The organism is Streptomyces sp. NPDC002958, from assembly GCF_055563255.1.
This window is the reverse complement of the sequence record NZ_JBVHDS010000040.1, coordinates 1-21,922: the sequence shown is the minus strand read 5'-3', so window position 1 is coordinate 21,922 and position 21,922 is coordinate 1. Positions and strand designations below refer to the sequence as shown.

Sequence of the window (21,922 nt, the reverse complement as noted above, 5' to 3'; positions counted from 1 at the left end):
CACGGGCCCAGGTAAGCGTCACAACTCACCCAACCCGTGCGGCCCTTCTCACGTCACGGCCCCACCAACACCGGGACTATTCATCCCCAGGTCGTAAGACGCGGCTGGGGTGGGCGCCCCCTCTACCCCGGGACCAGCGGTGTCCTCCCTCCGGGCTCAGTTACCCGAGGGTCGCTTGGTGCCTTGCAGCACCGGGTCCTGTGACCGCCGCCCGCGTGCCATCGCGCGGTCTTAAGCTCACGGGGCATCGTCGAGGGTTCACTCTCGTTCGCCCGTCCAGCCTTCCCCTCGACTGTTGCTCCTCGATGGCCGAGGTGCCCTTGGGCTTGAACGCTCCGCTTCACACCCCGCCGTTACCAGCGACGCATGGGAGCGCGGGGACGGGCCTTGGGCACTGGCCCGAAGTTCAGCCGATCGATACCTCCTTCACGTGGCTGGCCTTACTTACCTGGAGCGACTTCGTGTCGCACACTGAGCGCCATAGTTGGCCGGTGAGCGTTCTACGTGGCCAGTCTGAGCGTTCGCGGCCGACGAGCGCTTGGCGTGGCATGATCGCAGTATCCGAGCCGTCGTCTCGGATATCGACGGGATATCCGATGTGATCACCCTCGCCGCTACAGTGCCGCCATGACGACCGCACCTCACCGCAGGTTCTCGGCCCGCATCAACCGAGCCGAAGCCGAGTTCGACGGACCGTTTGAGGGCGTGCCCCCGCAGAGCCCCGATGCCCCGAAGCTCGCGCTCCGGGCAGATGCCTGGGCAGCGTACATCGGCGGTGTGCAGGCAGCACGTTGAGCGAAGAACCCGTCTTCATCCGGAGCAAGTTGGGAACCAGCCGGTACGTCTACAACCACCGCAACCCGGTTGGTCTCGCACTCATCATCCTCACGCCGCTTGTCGCGCTCGGCGTGCTGTTCGGTATGCAGGCCGAGTCGACGTGGAGTGAGGGCGAACTCCGCGACGCCGTCCGCAAGGGCGTCCAAGATCTAGGCGGCAAACGGCACTACACAAGCCTGGAGGGCAACCACGGCTTCCTGATCGCGGAGGCGATCCGGGAGAGCGGCATCGGGCCAGGGCACGGCGTCGACACGCGTGAAGAGGAGGGCGGAGGCTACACGGTCAGCACTGAGGACACCGAGACGGACTACTGCGTCCGCATCACGCTGACCCTGGACGAGCAGCCCCCCGTAGTCTTCCCGGGGGCCGAGGACCGGCCGCCCCCCGACCCGGGGATGCTCGCGTTCTACCTCTCCCACGCGACCTTCAGCAAGGGCTCTTGCCACTGACCTGGTGATCCTTCTGAAGCCCCTGCTGCGGGCGATGGCGCGCAAACCGTCGATGTAGCCGCCGGCCCCCGTGACGCCGCCCGACATCGCCGCCCTCGTACGCTGCCGCGTCATTCGGCCAGAATCTCGGGCAGGTGTCAGCGGCCCTTCCAGCGGGGCGTTCAGGCGCTCGCGCAGTACGTCGCCCGCGAGGGAGCGGACCTTCTGCTTCTTGGGCGGGCGGGTCATCTTCGCCGCGACCCGGTTCAGCTTGGCGCGGGCCCGCTCGGAGACCACGGGCAGGAACTTCGGCTCGCCGTCGTCGTCGACGGCGGTGACGTACTCGTGCTCCAGGCCCGACAGGCAGGCGGCGATCTGCTCCCCGCGGCTGGCGGTCCAGCGGATCAGCTCGTGGGGCACTCCGGCTATCTCCATAACTGGGCGGCGCCCGGCGGTGACGATGCGCGGCTCGGTCGCCAGCCCCATCGCCTCGCAGACCTCAGCGGCCACGGTTTCGTTGTAGAGCGCGGACGCCGCGACCGTGCTCTCGAACAGGGCCTCCGAGTGGACCGATCCCCATTTCCCGTCCAGGCGCTGCCCCTTCACCGACAGCATCAGATGGTCGTGGAGCAGCGGCATGCCCGAGCGTGCCTCGTAGTGGCGGAAGCGGGCCGGCTCGCCGGGACGCGGGACATACATTCCCGGCCGTTCCGCAGACCTGACCGCGCAGAACTCCCTCCTCCCTGCGCCCCGCAGACACCCAGCGCGGCAGCTCACAGGGCTCGCGGGTCTCTTCCGGGACAAGTCACGAACTGCTCGGTCAGGCGGCCGGATGTGTCATAGCTGTGGGACAAGGTGGCGAAGTCGCCGACGTCCCTGGTGAGCTCTCGCCCCAGGGCGTCGTAGTTGAAGGCGACAGTGTGGCCCGAGACCCCCATGCGCACCGGGTGGTGGCCCTCGTCGTACGCCCAGGTGGTCACGGCGCCGGAAGGCGTGGTGCGGCTGATGCGTCGGCGGCGAGGTCATAGGTCTGGCTGAGCGTCGCACCATCCGTCTGTTGGGTCAGTAGACGTCCGACCGGGTCGTAGGAGAAGTTCAGCGAGCTGGTCGGGGAGATGGCGGCGGTCAGGCGGGATGCCTCGTCGTACCGGTACTCGGTACGTGCGTCACCGACTGTCCTGGAACTGAGGCGGCTTGCTGCGTCGAACGCGTAGGTGGTGGTCTCGCCTGTCGTGGTTGTGCGGGCTGCGGGTTGTCCGCCGGCGTCGTAGGCGTAGGTGGTGGTGCGGCCGTCGAAGTCGGTCTCGGCGGCGAGCCGGCCTGCGCTGTCGTAGGCGTAGTGCCAGGTCTGGCCCAGCGCGTTGGTGACGTGTGTCAGGCGCTCCTCGGTGTCATGGCGGAAGCGGTGTGTGGCACCGTCCGGCGAGGTGCGGGCGCTGAGCAGGCCGAAGGCCCCGTAGCCGAAGAGGGTGCAGCCACCCAGCGGGGCGGTGTAGCTGGTGCAGTTGCCCTCGCCGTCCCATAGCCATGTCTCGGTCGCGCCGTCCGGAGCCGTACGGCGCTCGAGGCGGCCTTCGCCGTCCCAGGCGAGCATGCTGGTTTCTCCCGGGCTGTCGGTACGCCGCACGAGGCGGCTCACGGAAGCTGAGCGGAAAGCGGAAGTACAGCCACACGCAGTGGGAGATGACCTCGACCGGGTACCGGTGCCCCTCATACGACGGCAACGCGCTCACCACGGACGATCCCCCTCCAGCATGATCAACTTCGAGGATCCTCCCACGCCGCCAGCCAACTAGTGCCCCCGCTCCACGTCCGTCAGTTGCGCGCGAGTCATCCAAGATGACGATCACGACTCGATATATGCCCTAGTGGCCTGCGGACTGCAGTTCCCGTACCACGCGGGTCGCCACCGGCACGAGCACACCGTGGCGGTCGGCCGCGCGCAGCAGCGCTCCGCCGATGGCGTCGAGTTCCAGCGGCCGGCCCGCTTCCGCGTCGCGCTGCATGGAGGACTTGGCGTCGGGAGGGAAGGCGTCGTAGCGCGCCAGGGCCTGAGCGGTGTCCACCGGTGCGCCGCAGGCGCGGCTGACCGCGGCGGTTTCGGCGACCAGGCTCTCCAGCTCCTCGTGGTGGCGGGTGCGGACCTCTCCGAGGGGCGCGCCGTACCGGGTGGTGAGGAGGGCGAAGGGGGCGAGGAAGGCCATTTTTGCCCACAAGGCTGTGGTCTCGTCCTCAGTCAGGCGGGCCGTCACGCCCGCGGCGGACAGGGCGGTCGCCAGGGTTACGACGTGGGGGCGGGGTGCCGTGCCGGCGGCCAGGTCGATCTCGACGAACGGGCTGCCGTGCTCGATGACGACGGGCCCGGTGCCATCGGGGGCAAGGCGGGTTGACTCCACGCGGATCACTCCGGGGGCCACCCGGTCAGGCCGGTAGCGAGCGCGGAGGGTGGCGGGGTGTTCGACGCCGTTCAGCAGCGGTACGACGAGGGCGTCGCCGAGGGCTGCGGGCGGGACGCGGGTAAGTGCGGTATCCAGAGCGATCTGCTTGACGGTGATCAGGCACGCGTCGACCGGCTCTCGCAGTTCGGTGTCCGTTTCCACGGCTGCGGTGAAGTCGCCGAACTGGCGGCTATGTACCTCGATCCCGCTGCTGCGCAAGGCGTGTGCCGTGGCTTCGCGGGCCAGGCAGATGACGCGGTGACCGGAGCGGGACAGTAGGGCGGCCAGCAGACCGCCGATGCCGCCCGAACCCAAAATGGCCACCGTGGGCTTGCTCGTCATGAGTGTCACGAAGTTGTCCTCTCGTAGGTCGGCCCCGATGATCGGTGGCCGCCTTCAAGGCGATCGTTGCAGAGGTGCCCGCCATGCGTGCGACTGGGGGTGCGGACTGAACCGCCCCGGTGGGTGTCATCGCTGTACCTGTGGTTGCTGGGCCAGTGTGACTGTCCGGAGTGCCTGCGGCGGCCGCGGAGCCTGTTGGCCCCGACCGCCACGACCCAGTTCCCGTGGTAGCCCACTTGGTCGGAGACAAGGCGCATCAGCTCCAGCACGTGCCGGGTGAGGATGACGGCGCCGGCGTCGAAGAGGACCTGCTCCTCCTCGGTCTCCGACCCGCGGCGGCTGAGGCCCTCGGAGAGACGGGTCATGAACAGGCGCAGCCCGCCGTCCTCGAAGAGCTGGACTTCGATCACGTCTTTGTCGCCATAGCTGCCGTCTGCGGCGTACGTGCGGTCGGACTTGAGACTTGAGGAGCTGAGAGCCACTCCCCTGGCGCGCCTGTGTCCTTGGTGGGCGTGGCTCCATGATCAACAGATCCGCCGTTGATTTAGACACTCCCGTTGTCCGTGGTCCGTCCCGGCCCGGGGTCAAGTGAGATGGGCGGTGTCGACGGCGACGCGGGGCCGGTTGCATGCCCGGCGTTTGAGGTCGCCGACGTGCGGCTGGTGGGTCAGAGTCCTTTGGCGGGCTGCGGCCCGATCCTGCGGGCGGCGCACGATCCGCACGCGGTCAGCGGAAGCTGCTATGGCCCACAGGGCATGGCCGAACTGCGGGGGACGCCGGGGCCGGTCTCTTTCCGGCGGTTGGCGGATCCGTAAGGTGTCACCAGAATCTGCATGACGATGATAAAAATCGACATCGTGTAGAGTTTGAGGTGAGGGAGCAACCAGACTCCTTCCGAGTCCTAGCTGGAGGAGTAATGCAGGAACAGAAGTGGCTCATCACCGGCGTCAGCACGGGCCTCGGACGTGCCTTCGCCCAAGCGGCCCTGGCCGCCGGGCACACCGCCGTCGGCACGGTCCGCTCAGAGAAGGACCTGCGGGCCTTCGAAGAGCTCAAACCCGGATACGCTCACGGCCGAATCCTGGACGTGACGGACGGCGACGCCGTTTCGAATGTGATCACAGAGGTAGAGCGGAGCGTCGGAGCTTTGGATGTCGTCATCGCCAACGCCGGCTATGGCCTGGAGGGCACCTTCGAGGAGACCCCGCTGGCCGACGTGCGGCGGCAGTTCGAGGTCAACGTATTCGGGACAGTGGCTACGCTGCAGGCGGCCTTGCCCCACATGCGCCGGCGCCGCCGCGGACACCTGATGGCCGTCACCTCCATGGGCGGGCTGATGGCCGTGCCCGGCATGTCCGCCTACTGCGGCAGCAAGTTCGCCCTGGAAGGCATCCTTGAGGCGCTGGGCAAGGAGGTCGCACAGTTCGGGATCCATGTGACGGCGATCGAGCCCGGGTCGTTCCGCACCGACTGGGCCGGACGGTCCATGACACGCACCGCGCGGTCCGTCGACGACTACGACGAGCTGTTCACCCCCATCCGTGAAGCGCGGCAGAAGGCCAGCGGGAACCAGTTGGGCAATCCGGCCAAGGCAGGGGACGCGGTCGTGCACATTGCGTCGGTAGACCAGCCGCCGGCCCACCTCGTCCTGGGCTCGGATGCGCTGCGACTGGTCACCGCCGCGCGCACGGCCGTGGACGAGGACATCCGCGCATGGGAGACGCTCTCCCGTGCGACCGACTTCGCCGAGGGTGCTCAGCTCTGATGCCCGGCCACCACCCCGCGCGAAGCCGACGCACCACCGAACGCAAGGGCGACGTCCGGGAGCGGGCCATTCTGGACACCTGCGAAGCTCTGCTGGCGCAGAAGGGCTACGACGCCATGACCGTCGGCGACATCGCCCAGGGCGCCGGCATCACACGCGGCGCCCTGTACTTCTACTTCGGCTCCAAGCAAGAAGTGGTCACGGCACTCGTGGCCCGGACCGTGGAGCACCTGTGGGAGCGGTCCCGGGCCACCGCGCAGACCGACGAGCCGTGCCAGGCCATCGCAGCAGCCATGCGGCGCACGGTCGAGCTGTGGAACGAGCACGGCCTGGTCATGCGCACGGCGATCGACCTCTCACTGACCGTGCCGGAGGTCGGCGAGCTGTGGAGCCGTACAGCTGACTTGTTCATCACAGCCATCACCGCTGTCCTGGAACGAGCCGGCATTCAGGCGGGCACCGAACCGGAACAAGCGTCGGCGATGGCACGCGCCCTATGCTGGATGATCGAGCGCACCTTCTACCACGCCTCGCAGGAGTCCCGCGAGAATTTGCAAAAAGCATCCTCGACCTGCGAACATATCTGGCTGGTCAGCGCCGGCCTGACCGCCTGATACATCTGGCATGGACGAGCGCCTGTCGGCGTACACGTGAACGCGCATAGCCGCGTACGGATGAACGTACAGAGTTCTTGATGCGCTGAGAGTCGGCCCCCGGCACGCTGCTGCCTGTTGTCCAAGGTTGCAGAGAGGGGTGGGCCATGGTCTTGGACCCGCAGCGCTGGCTGGAGCTCCGGCGTTTCCGCGGCCTGGTGAAGTCCGGGGCGATGAGCCTGTCGGAGGGCGCCAAGGAGACCGGGCTGAACTGGCGGGCGGTCAGCAAGTATCTGTCTGCTGACTCGTCCGCACCGCCGCGCCGGACGGCGAGTGGTCACCGTGCAAGCGGGTGGTCGACGAGGTCGCTGCGCTGATCGACGCGATGCTGCGGGCTGAGATCCTGATGAAGGCCGCGGTGATTCACGAGCGGCTGGCCACGGAGTACGGATTCACCGGGAACTACCAGCGGGTCAAGCTCTACGTGCAGGAGGCCCGCCCAAGGATCGCGGAGGAACTGGGAATCACCCCGCGGGAGCTTGCGGGGATGCATCGCAGGTTCGAGGTGATCCCGGGTGCTCAGGCCCAGGTGGACTGGGGCGATGAGGGCAAGATCCTCGCCCATCTGGACATCCCGAAGGTCTACTCCTTCCACATGGTGCTGTCGTACTCGCGTGATCCGTTCTGCTGCTTCACCACCAGCCTGGACCTGCAGACGTTCTTCGACTGCCACCGGCGGGCATTCGCGCACTTCAACGGGGTGCCGATGACGATCGTCTACGACCGCACCAAGACGGTCGTGCGCCGTCACGTCGCCCCCGGCGAGGCGGTTCCGCTGCATCCGGAGGCGGTCGGATTTGCCGGCCACTACGACTTCGACATCGATGTACTGGCCGCCTACCGGCCCCAGGGCAAGGGCCGCGTCGAACGCCAGGTGCTGATCGTCCGCGACCACGTTCTCTCCGGCCGGGCCTTCTCCTCCGTCGAGGAGATGGACGCCGCCTTCGCCACATGGGTGCCGCAACGGCGGGCTCAGATCCACAAGACGCACCGCGAGGTGATCGGGCACCGCGCTGCCCGGGACCACGCAGCTCTCAAGCCGCTGCCGCCAACGCCGTATCTGGTGGCCGAGCGCCATCTGCGGCCCGTCGGCAAAGACTGCCTGGTCGCCTTCGGCGGGAACCTCTACTCGGTCCCGGCCCGCAAGGTCCGCCCCCGTCAGCTGGTGGAGTTCAGGGCCACGAAATCACAGGTCATGCTGCACTCCACCGTTGCCGACTCCAGCGGCGAGACACTGCTGGCCACGCACCCGCGGGCGGTCGGACGCGGGGTCCGTGTCGTCGCGGAACAGCACTGGGACGGTCTGCCCACCGGCAAAGGGCGCCGGACCACCACCGGCGACGTCTTGCCCCGGCCGCGTCACGAACGCCCGCTGGGCGAGGAGCCCGGGCCGCTGCAAGCCCTCCTCAACCGGGCCGCGGCCACCCGCATCGAGGTCGGCCGCCGACCGTTGTCGGTCTATGACGAACTGACCGGGACCCGTCCCTTCACCACCAACCGAGCGACGAAGGAATCGTCTTGAGCGAGCTGACCGACAACCGCATCCGCACCACGGCGACCAAGCTCGGCCTGCCCCACCTGGCGGAAACCATCAACGAGTACACGCGGCGGGCGGACGCAGGAAAGATGGGCTACCTCGACTTCCTCGATCTGGTCCTCTCCGAGGAACTCGCCGTCCGCGACGACCGCCGTTTCCGCCAGGGCCTGCGGCTCTCCCGGCTGCCGCACCACAAGACGCTGGATGAGTACGACTTCTCGTTCCAGCCCGAGCTCGACCCGCGCAAGGTCAAAGACCTCGCCACTCTGTCTTTCGTCGAAGCGAAGGCCAATGCTGCCCTGCTCGGGCCACCCGGCGTCGGCAAGACCCACATCGCTATCGCATTGGCGGCGGCCTGCCGGGCCGGCTACTCGATCTACTTCACTAGCCTCGACGACATGGTCCGCAAACTCGACCCGCGCAAGGTCAAGGACCTCGCCACGTTGTCGTTCGTCGAGGCCAAAGCCAACGCCGCCCTGCTCGGGCCGCCAGGAGTGGGCAAGACGCACATCGCCGTCGCTCTCGCGGTCGCCGCCTGCCGGGCCGGTTACTCAATCTACTTCACCAGCCTCGACGACATGGTCCGCAACCTCAAGACCGCCGAGGCCGCAGGGCGGCTGACCAGCAAGCTCGGCAGCTACCTCCGGCCAGCGGTTCTCGTGGTCGACGAGGTGGGCTACCAGCCCCTCGAACGAGCTGAGGCCAACCTGGTCTTCCAGGTGATCTCAAAGCGCTACGAAAGGGCTCGATCATCCTGACCTCGAACAAGACCTTCAGCGAATGGGGACAGGTATTCGGCGACGAGGTCCTGGCCACTGCCATCCTCGACCGCCTCCTGCACCACTGCGACGTGATCTCTATCAACGGCCCCAGCTACCGGCTCAAGAACCGGCTCGCGGCCATCGAACGCGACCGGGACGAGGCAGCCTGACCAAGCTCCCCGGGAGTTTTCACAGGTCAGTCCAGACATGGCCCTCGGAGTAATCGTGCCAGCCGCGGAAGAACCAGTTGGCCAGATCCCCGATTCGTTCTACGCAGTCCTCGAAGTAGACGTCGGGCGCCGGCCTTGGGAAGTTCGGGTGTGACGTCCACGACGGAACCCAGGTCGCGACCTCATAGAACCCTTCAGCGACCCACCGATCGAGCTTCTGGTCGGACTGCGATCGCTCGCATGCGGCCCGCATCGCCCGCTCCAGACGGGTGAACGCAGCCCGATCCCATTCCAGATCCCCACGCAGCCGCAGCAGGAAGCTCCCCTCCTCGGCGTCGAACTCCCGCCTCAGAACCTCGGTGAACTCATCCATGGCCGAGATCATGACAGTCCCCGCAGAGACCTCCGACACTGCCCACGACCAACCAGTCACAACCATCTTGCCGACCGCCAAGTGGTGCACGTTTATCTGTACTTGCCGGAGCAGTCAGAGAAGTACGCCGACAGCATGGCCAGGCCGTCGCCGCCAGCGTCATCGCCGTCTTCGTTGCCCTCGGCCTGTGGAACGCCCGGAATACCTCCTGGATTCCACGCCTCCTGCGCCGCGTCACGACGACAGGCTGCCTGATTCTCGGATCAATCCTGATCACCGGAACCTTCTTGAGCGTCCTCTTCGACTACGGCGACGTCTCTGTCCACTTTTCCCTCAGGCCCCTGAACCTGACCACGGACCCGGTCCCCCAGCCACTGGACAAGCAGCCCCCTGGGAGGCACTGATCCGCGCCGGCCTGGTGTTCACGGTGTGGGTCCTCTTCGCCAGGGCCCGCGACTCCGGCATCGAGTTCCCACTCGGTAGCCGTTACATCCACCTGCGGAGGATCTTCACCCCGCTGACCGCCCTGGCCGGCGCCTGCACACTGCTCTACCTCGCCCAGGACCCCGACACCTACCGCCTCATCGCCGACGAGGAAAACCCCCTCCGCCTCGCGGCCTTCACCGCTGGCACCCTCCTGAGGCGCGTCGACGACTGGGAACCCCGGCCCCGCGAACCCGAGCTCGTCTCGCGCTGCCGCGACTACCTCTACCGCCTCCAGACCATCCAGTCCTCAGGCAGCACCCTGACCACAGGGATCTCCCAGTTCCTGAGCCTCGGCACCACCCACAACACCTCCCTGTCCACCGTCCCCCCGAACTTCCCCGAACTCGTCGAAGACTTCCGTGCCCTCCTGCGTCTCATCGCCCACGAATACGCTGGACAGGGCAAATCCGTGATCATCGCCATCGACGAACTCGACCGCCTCGGCTCCGACACCCACGCCCTCGCCTTCCTCAGCGAGATCAAAGCCATCCTCGGTATCCCTCATGTCCACTACCTGATCTCCGTCGCCGAGGACGTCGGGGCCGCCTTCGTCCGCCGCGGCCTCCCCCACCGCGACGTCACCGACAGCTCCCTCGACGACATCATCCATGTCCAGCCCAGCACCCTCGCCGAATCCCGCACCGTCCTCGCCGAACGCTCCGCCCTCACCGCTCCCTACACCCTCCTCGCCCACACCCTCTCCGGCGGCATCCTCCGCGACTTGCTCCGCTACGCCCTCCAGATCCGCGAAATGCAGGAAAGATCCCGCTCCCACGAACTCGCCGAGATCTCCCGCCACCTCATCCTCGAAGAGCTCTCCGAAACCCTCGCCGGCTTCCGCACGCTCCTGAGCAAACGCCAGTGGACCCCCGACACCGAAGGCACCCTCAGCGCCTTCCGTACCCTCGGCGGCCACCTCCGCATTCCCTGCCCCTGCAATATCCGCACCCTCGTCCACGGACTCGAACAACTCGCCTACCACCCCCTCACCGGTCACCACCCAGGCCCGGACACCTCCGACGCCCTCAGCGAAGACGCACACCAGCTCATTGCCGAAGCCTCCGCCTACGCCTACTTTTCCCTCACCCTCCTCGACATCTTCAGCACCACCGGCTTCGACGAACGCCTCAAGCAAGCCCAGGCCCAAGGCTTCCCCGGAGAACCCGAACGCCTCGCCGAAGCCCGCCAGGAACTCGGCATCTCTCCCTACAGCGCCCGCACCCTCATCACCGACATCCGAAAAGCCTGGTCACTGCCCCTCAGCCCCGACCCCAGCGGACCCATCCCTCCGCAACGCTCCGCGCGCTGCGCCATCCACCCCGCCACCTGACCGGCCCTGCGTTCCTGCCGACCGCGAACGACTGCTGGGTGACAACCACCCCGATACTCGTTCTGCTCGTGACCGGTCTGGGACACCGGGTGGCAGCGCTGCTTCCGCCTCGTCCAGAACCTCGTCCGGGCCGGCGGCGCGCTCCCGACAGCCGCGTCCGATGTCGTCGTCCAGGGCGAAGACCTCGGACGCTGGGTGAGCGCGCAGCGGCACGGGTGGGAGCAGCTGGTGGCTGCGCAGCAGTAGATCCTGGAGAACACCCTCAAGATCACACCGGCCGAGGAGGAGCGGCCGGTGAAGCTGACGCAGGACGCGAAGTGGGCGCTCAACCTCACGGCGGCACGCCAGTTCCACGCCCGTGAAGGACACCTGAGAGTCCCCCGGAAGCACGCCGAGTAGCCTGGAGAGACGGAGGACGGCCCGACAGGCCGTCAGGGCGGCGCTGACGGACCCGTCGACCGGGGCCGGCGCGACTGCCCGGCGAGGAAGCGGCGCCGCCCGGCGTCCTGGAGCCGCCGCCGTTGCTTGCGCAGCTCCGCCTTCTTCTCGCGGTCGTTCTTCGGCTTCCGGGGCCGCTTCCAGATCGGCTCCCAGAGCGGCGGCTCATCGAGCACAGCGGCCAGCTCCTTGAAGGCTTCGCGGGCGCGGGCGAGGACGTCCTCGATGCTGGGTTGTTCTTCCGGGGTGCTCACGCGACTCCTCCTGTGGTCCGGCCCGGTGCGTACTGGGTGCCGGGCTGCTGGGCGTGCGACGGCGGGGCCGTCGGCGAGGTGGGCTGTGGTCGGGGGCCGTGAGCGACTGCGCGTTCCCGTACGCCGTCCTGGAGCTTGGCGGCCATCTTGGCGGCGGCTGCCTCGAGCGTCCGACGGGTCTGCTCCACCGCGGCGACGTCCGTCGCCTGCTCCGGCACGCGGCCGGCCTTCCGGTCCGTGCGGGACGGCCGCGGGCGGGACCTCGGGGCGGCGGGTACGGCGACGGCGTGTAGCCGGGTGCGGGAGCCCAGGCGGTCCGCGCGGCGCACCACGTGGACCCGGGCCCTCAGCGCGCCGGCGGCGAGGCGGGCCCGCTCGTACGGCGCGGCAGTCCGCTTACGGGTCAGCGGGCGCAGCACGGCCTGGTCCTCGGTGTCGTGCGGGTACAGGGCGCGCAGGTCGGCGGTCATCATCCGTCGGCTGGCCGGGCGGGTGTAGTTGTCAACGACCGCTTGCACGATCTGTTCGTCCAGGCCGGGCTGGTGGGGTCGGCCGCGCAGGCCGTAGGTGAGGTGGCGGCGGGCTTCGGCGAGCAGGTGCCTGGGCTTGAACGCGCCGCGCATCACGTAGACCACGGCGACGGTGTCGACGGCCGCCAGTGCTATGTCGACCACCGGCCGTACGCGCGCCCATACCGCCGCGGCTCCCGCCCGCGCCCGCTGTGCGAGCCGGTAGATGGTGCAGGCGCCGAACGCCCGGATCGCCGAGGCCCGCCAGCCGTCGCGTAGCTCGGACAGCGACCGCATCTCCTTGCGCTTCGGTGGGCGCGTCCGGTCGCTGGCCTGCTGGCCCAGTGCGTAGGCGGCCCGCTCCCCCGGCGGGCGCCCCTGCTTCTCCTCGTAGTCGGCCACGAGGACAGACATCGCGTCGACGATCTGCTGGCGGCGGGCTGCCGGGGGCCTGGGTGAGCACATACATCGTGGTGCTGGTCTTGGCGTTGTCCTTCCAGCTTGCGCAGGTGGCTTCGTTCACTTTCAGCGGTTCTGGCACAACTTCCGTGATGCCAGGCCTTACCCGCCCATCTCCGCGCCGGACCATTTCTCTGACCTGCGGGTTTCCCGACTGCGCCGACCGGACCCACTGACCGCCGGCCCATCACCACAGAAGTTGAGCCAGAACCCTTTCAGCAGCAGCGTTTGTCTGCTGGTTTGGGCAGCAGTTGGCGATCTCCGGGCTCGTGGATGTTCACGAGAAATAGCGGCAGGACCTGCTGCCGGCTCGGCATGTCCACTCTGATGCCTGCGAGGTCCCGGTTCGGCTGCCTCGAGGGATGGTCACGCTGTGGGCGATGACTTTGCTCTAGTGGGAGAGTCTCTTCTTCGAACACCCTGCCGGACGACCACGTGTTCCGGTCCAGGTGCAATGCAGAGCATGACTCGTGACAGGAGATTCGCCCGTATGACTGGTTCGGAGCTGGCAGCAGATCGCAGTCCGGGGACCGGGGTCTGGCCACTGATCCGTACTGAGCGAGCGGCACTGGTAGCCGATCTTGCAGATTTGTCCGACGATCAGTGGGCAACCCCGTCGTTGTGCACCGGGTTGATGGTGCGTGAGGTGCTGGCGCATCTCACTGCGGGGGCAAGCCTCAATGCTGTGCGCTGGCTGGCGGGTGTGATCCGCTGCCGATTCGACTTCGACAAACAGGTAGCAATGCGGCTAGCCGAACAGCTCGGGGCAACCCCGGCCGAGACACTTGAGCGGTTCCGGCGTGTTGTCCCCAGCAGAACCAAGCCTCCCCTCCCTGCCGTGGCCATGCTTGGCGAGACGATCGTGCATGCGGAGGACATCCGGCGTCCGTTGGACATTCGTCGCGACTACCCAACTGAGGCGGTCACACGGGTGGCTGAGTACTACCAGGGGTCGGATCTGGTGGTCCTTGCCAAGGGGCGCATCGGTGACCTACGACTCGTCGCAAATGATGGCCCGTTCAAGACCGGATCCGGGGCACTCGTGTCCGGCAGCACCTTGGCCCTGACGATGGCCATGACCGGACGCGCGGCGTATCTCGACGACCTGGAAGGCGACGGTGTTGAGCACCTCCGCGAGCGCTGCGGAATGGCATGACGGTGAAGGCGGCCCACCGCCCGTGAAGGCAGCGGGCCGCCGCGGTGGCGCTGCGCGAGGACACGGTGGTCGCCCGGGCCGCGTGGTGGGGCGGCCCCGAGGACACGCAACCGGCCTCGCTCAACTGGTTCGACTTCACCGACGCCGAGGCGGCGACCGAACTCCTGCGCACCGTGCTGCTGCGCGCGCAATACATGCTCAAACTCCCCCCGGGCTGGCGGGAGGATCCAGTGGTACGGGCCGAGGCCGAGGTCCGGATCGCGGCCGCGTCGGCTGCCGGGCTGGTGGAGCAGGGCGAGCGGAACCACTACCGGTGGACGCCCGACTGCGGGCTGCCGCCGCGTCCGGACCGGCTGACGTTCACTCCCGAGCCGGACGACGCGGTGATCCTTGAGGTGTTCCGGCGCGTCCACCGCGGTTCCCTGGACAGTCAGGTGCTCCGCACCGTCGAGACTTCCGGCATCGACGCCGCCGCCCAGGAGCAACTGGACTACCTGCGCTGGATGCCCAGCCCCCGGTCCTGGTGGCGTCTCGCCCACACGTCCGACGGCGAGCTCGTCGGTCTCGTCGCGCCGTGCCGCAACTACTCGGCCCCGCTGATCGGTTACGTGGGTGTGGTCCCCGAACAGCGCGGCCGCGGCTACGCGTACGACCTGCTCGCGGAGGCGACGCACTTCCTCGCCGCCAAGGGCGCGGAGGTCGTCACCGCGGGCACCGACCGGGCCAACACCCCCATGGCGGAGACCTTCCTACGCGCCGGCTACCCGGTGACACAGCACCGGATCGATCTGGTCTGAGCCCGGCGACCGGGCCCGGCGCGCGGGCCGGGCCCGGTCGGCACGGACGGACCGCGCTCCTCGTCAGCCCGCCGGGCCGGTCGGTCCGGGTACCGCCGCAGCAGCTTCCCGTCGTAGTACGGGAGGACGGGCGAGTCGGGCCGCTGGGCGAGGATGAACGCAAGATCGTCCGCCCCCGTCTGTTCGTGCCGGGCGAGCCACTGGGCGGAGGGGCCGTGCGCCAGATCGTCCACCGTGGTGCCGTCCAGCGAGCGGCACAGGCGCGCGAGGCGCGGTCCGACGGCCCCGGGGAGGCGTCGGGCGAGCTCGGCGCAGACGAAGTCGTCCTCGGTCCGGCGCTCGTCACGGCAGCCCGCCGGCCATGGCGGCCCGGCACACCAGCGCCCGCCCCGGCCATCCCGGCGACCGGGCCACTGCTCGGCCACGTCTACCGTGAGCTGACCGGCGGGCCGCTGGACGGGCAGCTGATCGAGGTGACCGACTGGACCGAGCAGGAGATCACCACCGGCGCATACCTGATCACCCCTCACACCCCGTACGGGCCCGGTGGTCGGGCCTCGTACAGACCGACCATCAGCCGGCCTGACGGCCCCTGGGTCTGGGAAGGCGACGTCCCCTGAGCAGCCACGACTGCCTTCTCTCTCTCCTCACCGGGGGCGGACGTGCTCCTGCCCGGGGTCCAGCGAAGAAGCCGACGACGTCTTCCTGTCCCGAGGACCGTTTCCGCCTCGGCTTCATAGAACCGAATCGCTGTGCTGGCGTGGGGAGTTGAGGCGGGCGTAGCCGATGCGGATGTCCGCGCTCGGGGTGTCCGGGTCGGCCGGGGCGGGCGCTGGTGTGCCGGGCCGCCATGGCTGTCCGGGGCCGCGGTCGGCGGGGGTCGGCACGCGCAGGAGCTTGGCGAGCCAGCGCGAGCGGCAGGGTGAGCCGGGCTGGGCCGAGCAGCGCGGGCAGGGGTGGCGCTCGACGTCGTCCGCGTCGGACGCGTGTGCGGGTTGAGGGTCCGTCATGACCCCGGATCGCGTCACAAACCATTCCCAGAACATGCCTCGTTCCACTTTGAGTGAGAACGAGTTCTGACAGTGGGTCGGGCCTCCGGGCCGCCCGGGGCGCCCGTTTCCGATCTTGCTCCGGGAAAGGGTCGTTTCTGACAGTGACGAGGACAGGCGCTCGCGGCCCGAGACCAGCAAAGGCCATGCCGCGTCCACGCTCCGCCGAAGCCGCCGCCGCGGCGGCCAGCTGGCCCTGCCGCTACAGCCGAAAGGGCGTCCGAAGCCATAAGAGGTGGCTTCGGACGCCCCTTTTCTTCAGGGCGGGCCTGGGGTCAGACGGTGCAGGCCTGGCGCGGCATGGCCTTTGCTGGCCTCGGGCCGCGAATGCCTGGTGTTATCCCGCCCTGAAGTGAGGTCAGCGGACGTCGAACGAGTGGGCCTGGTAGTTGTTGGTGGGGGCGCAGTCGTTCAAGACGGCGATGGTGGGCGTGGCGGTGGAGGACAGTTGCTGCATGCACTTGTTGTGGGCCAGGTTGCGCAGCAGGTGCCGGTTGGGCTTGCTGGAGTCCGCCATAGTGAAGATCTGCTCTTCCCACCGGGGATCGCACGGACGCTGCTGGAGGGCATCCGCGGTGCTGCCGCTCATAGCGGTGACGCACATGTCGCTGTTGAGATTGCGCAGCATGAAGGTGTCGCGGGTGACCGGATCGATGGCCCACTTCTGGGCCAAGGCATCGGTGTCGGTCTGGTACTGGAGCTGGGCAGCGCCGACCGTCGAGTTGCCGGCGACGCCGAGGACGTAACCGCTGGCCCAGGCGCGGACCTTGGTGCCGCTCAACGGCCCCGTCGCGTCGGCGGTGCCCACCCCGAGAACGGTCGTAGTCAGCGCTACGGCGACCACGGCGCAGGCAGATCGAATGCGCATGCAGGACTCCTTCACTTCGAACTGGTCACGCATCGTGTCCAGCTGGATACGCAAAGTATCGTGTTCGGGAATCCCCCGACAATGCCACGGAGGAGTGACTCGACTCCCGATCAAGCAAGCCCCAGGAGTTGGTCCCGGCCCCCGCGTAGGGATCGCCGGACCGTTGTGTGGGCCCCGTCAGCCGTCGGCGTCCTCTTCGTCGAGCCCGGCGGCGGCCGGGTTGCGCAGCTGGTTTCAGCCAATCTAATCGACTCCGGCCCCGTGCCACTGCTGCCAGCACCGGGGTGTACGGCAGCGCGCATGACGACCCGGAGCCCGGACCGCAGCCCGGACATGACTACCGCGAGTTGACCGGTGGGCCGCTGGATGGGCAGCTGATCGAGGTGACCGGCTGGACGGATGAGGAGATCAGCACCGGCGCGTACTTGATCACCCCTCACAGCACATACGGTCTGGGCGGGCGGGCTGCTTACGGGCCTACCTTCAGCCGTCCTGGCGGCCCGTGGGTGTGGGAGGGCGACGCACCCTGATCGCCTCGCCACGCACCGGCGCTCACCCCCGTGTCGTTTTGGGGTGAGCGCCGCTCGTTCGTGTGGTTGTGGCTGGTGCTGTTGCTCCGCTGCCAGCGGGTCAGTTGTCCAAGCTCAGCTTGACCTCTGCTGAGGCTGTGCTGGCGAAGGTGAAACTGAAGTGTTCGACCTCTCCCCAGCCGTTAGCGAACGCGCTGCGCACTTCGCCGCTGGCGGTATGAATGTGCAGAGCTGCGAAATCGTCGTCAGGGCGGGTGCCCTTGACTCAGCCGTAGACGCGGAGATTCCCGTTCTTGCAGGCGAGGCGATATTCAGCCTCGGCTCCAGGGATGCTGGTGACCTTGTGGGCTCCACAGGTGGCGGCACTGGCATTGGCTGCAAGGGTGAGAGTCATACACGGCGAGGCGAGCAGCAGGAAGCCTGCGGCTGCGAGGGCGCGGTGTGCACGCGACAAGGGACGAATCCGTTCTCTTGTTGTGGGCTCGATGGTTGGCTGGTCCGCCGATTGAGACCGTATGACGAGTTTTTCCCTTTGCCGGAAAACGCCACCTATGTCCACCTGAAGGTGTGATGACTGCGAGTGGTACTGACGGTGGGTCACACATACGGCGGAGAGCCACACTTCACTGGTCTCTTCGTTCCGTGTCAGGAAGGAGGGCCGGAGGGGGAACGTCGTCGCCAGCCGGGTCTTCATCGCGTTGCCGCCCTTGGCCGCCGCGGCCTTCGCGGTGTCCTCGCGCAGTGCTTCGGGTCTTATCACCACGCCCTTGCCGTCGGACGACAAGATCAGCGGTGTGGCGTCGGTGCAGGGGGCCGGCACGAGGGCGTCGTAGAACGCGTCGATGTCCGCCGCGGCGCCGATGGCGAGTTCCTGGACCTGCCGGTGCCCGAATCCGGAGCCGGTGTGGGCGTTGATCCGCTCGCGAGCGTCGGCGAAGCTGCCGCGGGCGGACTCGATCGCGGCGAGCTTGGCCAGCCCGTGCGAGTGCATCCCGTCCGGCAGGTTCAGCACCGCATCGGCCGGGTGCAGGTCCGCCACGCCGGTGCCGCGGTAGGCGATCCGGGTCACGGTGACCTTGCCGAACACTGTGGCCAGGGTTCGGTGCCGGCCCCGCTCGATCCGGGTGCGCTCGACGCGGGCGGCGTCCACGACCTGATCAACACGCACCTCGTCCCTGGCCCGCAGCGTCAGGTGGTCCTGGAACAACTGCCGGGTGACCTCGCGCATCCGCGTCCCCAGCAGGTCCTCCAACTGCGAGTGCGTCATCACCGTCGCCTTGGGGGCCGCCAACTCCGCGCACACCGCGGCGAACAGACCCGCCGAGGCGGCGAAGGCGTCCTCAGAGGGCGGTTCGTGAGCTGATGTCTGTTTCTGGGTGAGGCTGGGGGCAGGGGTGGCAGGGGTGCTGGTCACGGTGCTCGGCCAGCTACTGCTTCCGGGTGAAGCTGCCGGTGTCGGCTTCGGTGAGGATATCGAGCTTGACCAGGCGTTTCAGTTTGGCGCGGGTGCCCTCGATGTTCTTCGGCAGTAGTTCGTGGTCGAGGGCTTCGCAGACGTCCCGGGCCCGCAGTGGGCCGGTCGCGTCGTTGAAGACGCCGAGGATGCGGGGGTAGTCCGGGTGCTCGGGCAGGTCCGGCGGGGCGGCCGGGAGCCGGTTGGCGAGGCCGGTGACGGTCGTCCGTGTGATCGCGAGGTGTTCGAGGTGGGTCTCGGCCTCGCGTAGCCGGGCGTGCAGTTCGTCGATCTGGGTGCGGAGGTCGTCGGCCAGGGCTCGGGCGGCGTGCTCCTGGATGCCGAGTGCGTCAAGGAGGGGCTGGAGGTTCACGCGGTCACCGTCTGCGGTTCGCGCCAGGTGGGGGTGTTCTCGCCGGTGAGGCGGCGGGCCATGACGTGGGTCATGGCCCAGTGGACGCGGGAGGCGGAGGAGGCCGGGTGATGCTCGTAGTCGCGGACCAGGCGCCGGTGCAGTATCAGGATCCCGTAGGTCTGCTCGACCCTCCACCTCTTCGGCTGCGGCACGAACCCCGTCTCCTGCGGGTTGCGTCGGACAATCCCGACGTCGATGCCCAGGCCGGCTCCATGCGCGACGACCTGGTTCTTGAACCCCTGGTCGACAAGGGCCTTCTCGACGGTTCCGCCGGTGTGTTCGGCGACCTGGTCCAGCAGGGCGACGCCCGCGGTGTTGTCGTGCGCGCTCGCGGCGAGGACGACCACCGCGATGACCAGGCCGAGCACGTCCACGGCCAGGCCCCGCTTGCGGCCCGGGACCCGTTTCGCCGGATCCCGGCCGGTTGTGGAGGCGGGGACCCCGGCAGCAGCGTGAACACTCTGGGCGTCAAGGACCACCAGGGTCGGGTCCTCTAATCGGCGGGCCTTCTCACGGACCTGGCAGCGCAGTAGCTCGTGGATGACCTGGTCGGTCCCGTCGTCCCGCCAGGCGGCGAAGTAGTAGTACGTCGCGCTCTTCGGCGGCAGATCGTGCGGGAGGTAGGCCCACTGGCAGCCGGTCCGGCCCTGATAGAGGATCGCGTTCACGATCTCTCGCATCGCATAGGCGCCCTGGGGGCCGCTGGCCGAGCGGTGCCGGTCCTTCCACGCCGTGATCAGCGGCTCGATCAACGCCCACTGCCCATCCGATAGGTCACTCGGGTACGGCTTACGTTCAGTCACCTCATCACACCAGCAGATCAGCGACCGGGAACCGGCGGATTCAGACCACACCCACACCATCAGGCGACACCAGAACCACCCGAAGACTCACGAACCGCCCTCTCACACTCCGCGAGCGCGCCTTTGGCCGACTCCACCACGCTCACCACCCCTGCTTCCTGCCGTCGACCTTGAACAGCCCGGACGACGGCTCGGCCAGGATTCCGCGCTCCACCAGCCGCTTCAGCTTCGAGCGCATCCCCTCGACATGCCGCGGTTCGGTCCCCAGCCCCAGGTGCCGGCAGACCTCTTTGCAGCGCATCGCCACCCCCGAGGTCGCGAACAAGGCGATGACCGCCTGGTACTCCGGCGACATCACCGTCATATCCAGCTCCGCTTCGGCCTTCACCAGCGCCGCGGCAACCCCGTCGGCACCCCCGCCCGCGGCTTCCCCGTCCGGCACCGGCGAAGACGGCGCGGCCAGCACCTCCTCCACCGTCTCCCGCGTGACCTGCAACCGCGCCAGCCGCTCCTCGACCTGCGACAACTCCTTGGAGAGACCAGCGATCTGTTCACGCAGCCGCTCGACCTGGCCCAGCGCCTCAGCTCGCCTGGCCTCCAACGCCTCGACCAACGACGGCACACCACACCCACCCTCGCTCAGCACCCGCACCCCTTATGGCGGGCTCGACCCCGGCGACGGTAGAAGTCAGCACGACCGGCCACATCCCGAACCTCTGCGAATCACCCCAACGAGGCACCCCGAGAAGATCTACACCCGACCGGGTTCGACAGTCGGGTGAGCCCCGAGGCCGTGCAGGCCGGCTGACGCTGACGACTTGGTGTCACCGCAGGGCTTCGGCCTGGAGGTCCCGACCGGCGATCAGGCAACCCTCACTGGGGCGGGCACAGAAGCAGGTCGAATGCATTGCAAGTCCCTTTCGTAGACGTCCCCCAGAACGTCTATGACCTGGATTCTGATGTCCAGCACGGAGAGTCTCTCGAGAGCCTTGGGGCCGAGAGCGAGCAGTTCCATACCCTCCTTGCTGACGTTGGTCAGCGGCACGGCCGCACCCGAACCGAGGTGCAGCATGAAGTAGTCGTCGTCCCAGTTGAGTTCCAGCGACGCCAGCGATTCGATGGCCGTGGCCCAGGACACCCAGCCGGAGGGGATGGCGGCACTGCCCGAGCCTGTCGAGGATGCCTGGATCCGGTAGGCGACGGATCGGACCACGGCTCTGCCCCCGCCCGCGTTGACCAGGGAGACCGTCCTCAGCGAATTGCTCAGTTCGCCACTGCGCCCCTTGAACCCAGACCAACTCAGTGCGGGCTGCATGGTCTGGGAGAGCTGGCTGCGAGTCAGGATGATGCCGGCCAGCAAAGCTACTACGGCTGCGCATGTCGAGGCGTCCAGCACCATGAGCCGCCACGGCCAGTCGTCACGGACGTTGGCATTCAGATTGGCTTTGACGATCTCCCAGGTCAGATTGACCAGGGTGAATACGAGTAACGCTCTGGGCCACCGCAGCGTCCTGCCGCTCGTCGAGATCCGCCGTTGGTCCCACTGTGACTCTTCCACATGCCCTCCCGCATCCTCGTCCTCCCACCATGCAGCCCGCCATGTCCGGGGTGCAACAGTGCTGGATCGGGGAGCGCATGGAGCCATGGTTTGGCTGGTCTGCGCTCAGCATTCCGGCGCACATGGCATGCCATGGGGAACGTCCGGCGTCGGTGCTCTAGGTGTACTGACCCATGAGGTTGGGGACGCGGCTGGCGGGTGGTTGGCCCTTGAGCGCGGTGTGTCCGCGGTGGTGATTGTAGGTGTGCAGCCATGCGGGGTAGGCGTCGCGTGAAGTGAACCGCCCCGGGTTCGGTAGAGATCTCAGATTGTGGTTGTGACCTGGGGTTTCGTGGAGTTGGCTTCGTACTCGACGGGCGGGACGTGGCCTATCTCACCGTGGAGCCTGCGGTGGTTGTACCAGTCGGTCCACTCGGCAGTGGCCAACTCGACCTGGGCGAGCGACTTCCAGGGCCGCCGGGGCTTGATCAGCTCGGTTTTGTACAGGCCGATCGTGCTCTCCATCAGGGCATT

Annotated in this window: 25 protein-coding genes and 5 pseudogenes; 12 read left to right on the top strand and 18 right to left on the bottom strand. The window is 68.0% G+C overall.

Annotation, left to right across the window (positions count from 1 at the left end; all coding sequences use genetic code 11):
• The first annotated feature begins 627 nt into the window (after positions 1-627).
• A complete protein-coding gene (locus ACZ3IC_RS32700; protein WP_467422147.1) occupies positions 628-795 on the top strand; it encodes a hypothetical protein in 168 nt (55 codons plus the stop codon).
• A 191-nt stretch (positions 796-986) separates the two neighbouring features.
• Here the strand turns inward: ACZ3IC_RS32700 and ACZ3IC_RS32695 are convergent, their stop codons facing one another.
• The 6 genes and pseudogenes from ACZ3IC_RS32695 to ACZ3IC_RS32670 form a co-directional block, all read right to left on the bottom strand.
• Positions 987-1,964, bottom strand: a complete 978-nt coding sequence (locus tag ACZ3IC_RS32695) for a relaxase domain-containing protein (RefSeq protein WP_467422146.1) — start codon at positions 1,962-1,964, stop codon at positions 987-989.
• A 74-nt stretch (positions 1,965-2,038) separates the two neighbouring features.
• Positions 2,039-2,245 carry a hypothetical protein gene (locus ACZ3IC_RS32690; protein WP_467422144.1) on the bottom strand — a complete coding sequence of 69 codons (207 nt, stop codon included), beginning with the start codon at positions 2,243-2,245 and terminating at the stop codon, positions 2,039-2,041.
• Positions 2,242-2,859: a hypothetical protein gene (locus ACZ3IC_RS32685; protein WP_467422143.1), complete on the bottom strand. Its 618-nt coding sequence runs from the start codon at positions 2,857-2,859 to the stop codon at positions 2,242-2,244. Before ACZ3IC_RS32685 ends, ACZ3IC_RS32690 begins: the two co-directional genes overlap by 4 nt.
• A 40-nt stretch (positions 2,860-2,899) precedes the next feature.
• Positions 2,900-3,001 (bottom strand): annotated as a pseudogene (locus tag ACZ3IC_RS32680) (IS6 family transposase); the annotation flags it as partial.
• 129 nt (positions 3,002-3,130) lie between these two features.
• On the bottom strand, positions 3,131-4,045 hold the full coding sequence (locus ACZ3IC_RS32675; protein ID WP_467422149.1) for a ketopantoate reductase family protein: 915 nt from the start codon (positions 4,043-4,045) through the stop codon (positions 3,131-3,133).
• Between the two features lie 5 nt (positions 4,046-4,050).
• A complete protein-coding gene (locus ACZ3IC_RS32670; protein ID WP_467422142.1) occupies positions 4,051-4,527 on the bottom strand; it encodes a hypothetical protein in 477 nt (158 codons plus the stop codon).
• 434 nt (positions 4,528-4,961) lie between these two features.
• On the opposite strand from ACZ3IC_RS32670, the gene ACZ3IC_RS32665 reads away from it, so the two are divergent.
• The 6 genes and pseudogenes from ACZ3IC_RS32665 (at position 4,962) to ACZ3IC_RS32640 (ending at position 8,931) form a co-directional block, all read left to right on the top strand.
• A complete protein-coding gene (locus ACZ3IC_RS32665; protein WP_467422140.1) occupies positions 4,962-5,810 on the top strand; it encodes an oxidoreductase in 849 nt (282 codons plus the stop codon).
• Positions 5,810-6,424, top strand: a complete 615-nt coding sequence (locus ACZ3IC_RS32660) for a TetR/AcrR family transcriptional regulator (protein WP_467422138.1) — start codon at positions 5,810-5,812, stop codon at positions 6,422-6,424. The genes ACZ3IC_RS32665 and ACZ3IC_RS32660 overlap by 1 nt, the downstream gene beginning before the upstream one ends.
• Before the next feature lie 146 nt (positions 6,425-6,570).
• Positions 6,571-6,780 (top strand): hypothetical protein, encoded by a 210-nt coding sequence (locus ACZ3IC_RS32655; RefSeq protein ID WP_467422135.1) that lies wholly within the window; start codon positions 6,571-6,573, stop codon positions 6,778-6,780.
• Complete coding sequence (gene istA / locus ACZ3IC_RS32650; protein ID WP_467422133.1) at positions 6,756-7,985, top strand: IS21 family transposase; 1,230 nt, start codon at positions 6,756-6,758, stop codon at positions 7,983-7,985. Before ACZ3IC_RS32655 ends, istA begins: the two co-directional genes overlap by 25 nt.
• A pseudogene (locus ACZ3IC_RS32645) lies at positions 7,982-8,614 on the top strand (ATP-binding protein); the annotation flags it as partial. The gene istA and the pseudogene ACZ3IC_RS32645, both read left to right, overlap by 4 nt.
• 3 nt (positions 8,615-8,617) lie before the next feature.
• Positions 8,618-8,931 (top strand): annotated as a pseudogene (locus tag ACZ3IC_RS32640) (ATP-binding protein).
• 19 nt (positions 8,932-8,950) lie between these two features.
• Here ACZ3IC_RS32640 and ACZ3IC_RS32635 read toward each other — a convergent pair.
• Positions 8,951-9,304 (bottom strand): hypothetical protein, encoded by a 354-nt coding sequence (locus ACZ3IC_RS32635; RefSeq protein WP_467422131.1) that lies wholly within the window; start codon positions 9,302-9,304, stop codon positions 8,951-8,953.
• A 427-nt stretch (positions 9,305-9,731) separates the two neighbouring features.
• On the opposite strand from ACZ3IC_RS32635, the gene ACZ3IC_RS32630 reads away from it, so the two are divergent.
• Positions 9,732-11,120 (top strand): hypothetical protein, encoded by a 1,389-nt coding sequence (locus ACZ3IC_RS32630; RefSeq protein ID WP_467422129.1) that lies wholly within the window; start codon positions 9,732-9,734, stop codon positions 11,118-11,120.
• 431 nt (positions 11,121-11,551) lie between these two features.
• Here ACZ3IC_RS32630 and ACZ3IC_RS32625 read toward each other — a convergent pair whose 3' ends face one another.
• Together ACZ3IC_RS32625 and ACZ3IC_RS32620 are read right to left on the bottom strand one after the other, a co-directional pair.
• Positions 11,552-11,812 carry a hypothetical protein gene (locus tag ACZ3IC_RS32625; RefSeq protein ID WP_467422127.1) on the bottom strand — a complete coding sequence of 87 codons (261 nt, stop codon included), beginning with the start codon at positions 11,810-11,812 and terminating at the stop codon, positions 11,552-11,554.
• A pseudogene (locus ACZ3IC_RS32620) lies at positions 11,809-12,765 on the bottom strand (MobF family relaxase); the annotation flags it as partial. The pseudogene ACZ3IC_RS32620 and the gene ACZ3IC_RS32625, both read right to left, overlap by 4 nt.
• A 505-nt stretch (positions 12,766-13,270) precedes the next feature.
• On the opposite strand from ACZ3IC_RS32620, the gene ACZ3IC_RS32615 reads away from it, so the two are divergent.
• The 3 genes from ACZ3IC_RS32615 (at position 13,271) to ACZ3IC_RS32605 (ending at position 15,353) form a co-directional block, all read left to right on the top strand.
• Positions 13,271-13,936 carry a maleylpyruvate isomerase family mycothiol-dependent enzyme gene (locus ACZ3IC_RS32615; protein ID WP_467422125.1) on the top strand — a complete coding sequence of 222 codons (666 nt, stop codon included), beginning with the start codon at positions 13,271-13,273 and terminating at the stop codon, positions 13,934-13,936.
• Positions 13,937-13,980: 44 nt separating this feature from the next.
• A complete protein-coding gene (locus tag ACZ3IC_RS32610) occupies positions 13,981-14,733 on the top strand; it encodes a GNAT family N-acetyltransferase (RefSeq protein WP_467422124.1) in 753 nt (250 codons plus the stop codon).
• A 215-nt stretch (positions 14,734-14,948) separates the two neighbouring features.
• Positions 14,949-15,353, top strand: a complete 405-nt coding sequence (locus tag ACZ3IC_RS32605; protein ID WP_467422122.1) for a hypothetical protein — start codon at positions 14,949-14,951, stop codon at positions 15,351-15,353.
• A 114-nt stretch (positions 15,354-15,467) separates the two neighbouring features.
• Here the strand turns inward: ACZ3IC_RS32605 and ACZ3IC_RS32600 are convergent, their stop codons facing one another.
• Together ACZ3IC_RS32600 and ACZ3IC_RS32595 are read right to left on the bottom strand one after the other, a co-directional pair.
• Positions 15,468-15,743: a zinc finger domain-containing protein gene (locus ACZ3IC_RS32600; RefSeq protein WP_467422120.1), complete on the bottom strand. Its 276-nt coding sequence runs from the start codon at positions 15,741-15,743 to the stop codon at positions 15,468-15,470.
• A gap of 397 nt (positions 15,744-16,140) precedes the next feature.
• Complete coding sequence (locus tag ACZ3IC_RS32595; protein WP_467422118.1) at positions 16,141-16,650, bottom strand: RICIN domain-containing protein; 510 nt, start codon at positions 16,648-16,650, stop codon at positions 16,141-16,143.
• 284 nt (positions 16,651-16,934) lie between these two features.
• On the opposite strand from ACZ3IC_RS32595, the gene ACZ3IC_RS32590 reads away from it, so the two are divergent.
• Complete coding sequence (locus tag ACZ3IC_RS32590; RefSeq protein WP_467422117.1) at positions 16,935-17,180, top strand: hypothetical protein; 246 nt, start codon at positions 16,935-16,937, stop codon at positions 17,178-17,180.
• A 265-nt stretch (positions 17,181-17,445) separates the two neighbouring features.
• On the opposite strand, the gene ACZ3IC_RS32585 is transcribed toward ACZ3IC_RS32590, so the two are convergent.
• From ACZ3IC_RS32585 to ACZ3IC_RS32555, 7 genes and pseudogenes are all read right to left on the bottom strand, one after another.
• A complete protein-coding gene (locus ACZ3IC_RS32585; RefSeq protein ID WP_467422115.1) occupies positions 17,446-18,594 on the bottom strand; it encodes a hypothetical protein in 1,149 nt (382 codons plus the stop codon).
• 13 nt (positions 18,595-18,607) lie between these two features.
• Complete coding sequence (locus ACZ3IC_RS32580) at positions 18,608-19,006, bottom strand: hypothetical protein (protein ID WP_467422113.1); 399 nt, start codon at positions 19,004-19,006, stop codon at positions 18,608-18,610.
• The gene (locus ACZ3IC_RS32575; RefSeq protein WP_467422111.1) at positions 19,003-19,851 is read right to left on the bottom strand and encodes an IS5 family transposase; all 849 of its coding nucleotides are present in this window, start codon (positions 19,849-19,851) and stop codon (positions 19,003-19,005) included. The genes ACZ3IC_RS32580 and ACZ3IC_RS32575 overlap by 4 nt, the downstream gene beginning before the upstream one ends.
• A 142-nt stretch (positions 19,852-19,993) precedes the next feature.
• The gene (locus tag ACZ3IC_RS32570; protein ID WP_467422110.1) at positions 19,994-20,464 is read right to left on the bottom strand and encodes a hypothetical protein; all 471 of its coding nucleotides are present in this window, start codon (positions 20,462-20,464) and stop codon (positions 19,994-19,996) included.
• Positions 20,465-20,713: 249 nt separating this feature from the next.
• Entirely contained in the window at positions 20,714-21,409 is a 696-nt protein-coding gene (locus ACZ3IC_RS32565; protein ID WP_467422108.1) for a hypothetical protein, read from the bottom strand.
• A gap of 157 nt (positions 21,410-21,566) precedes the next feature.
• Positions 21,567-21,674 (bottom strand): annotated as a pseudogene (locus ACZ3IC_RS32560) (IS481 family transposase); the annotation flags it as partial.
• A 38-nt stretch (positions 21,675-21,712) separates the two neighbouring features.
• Positions 21,713-21,922 (bottom strand): integrase core domain-containing protein (locus tag ACZ3IC_RS32555; RefSeq protein WP_467422107.1); only part of this gene is annotated, 210 nt, incomplete at its 5' end.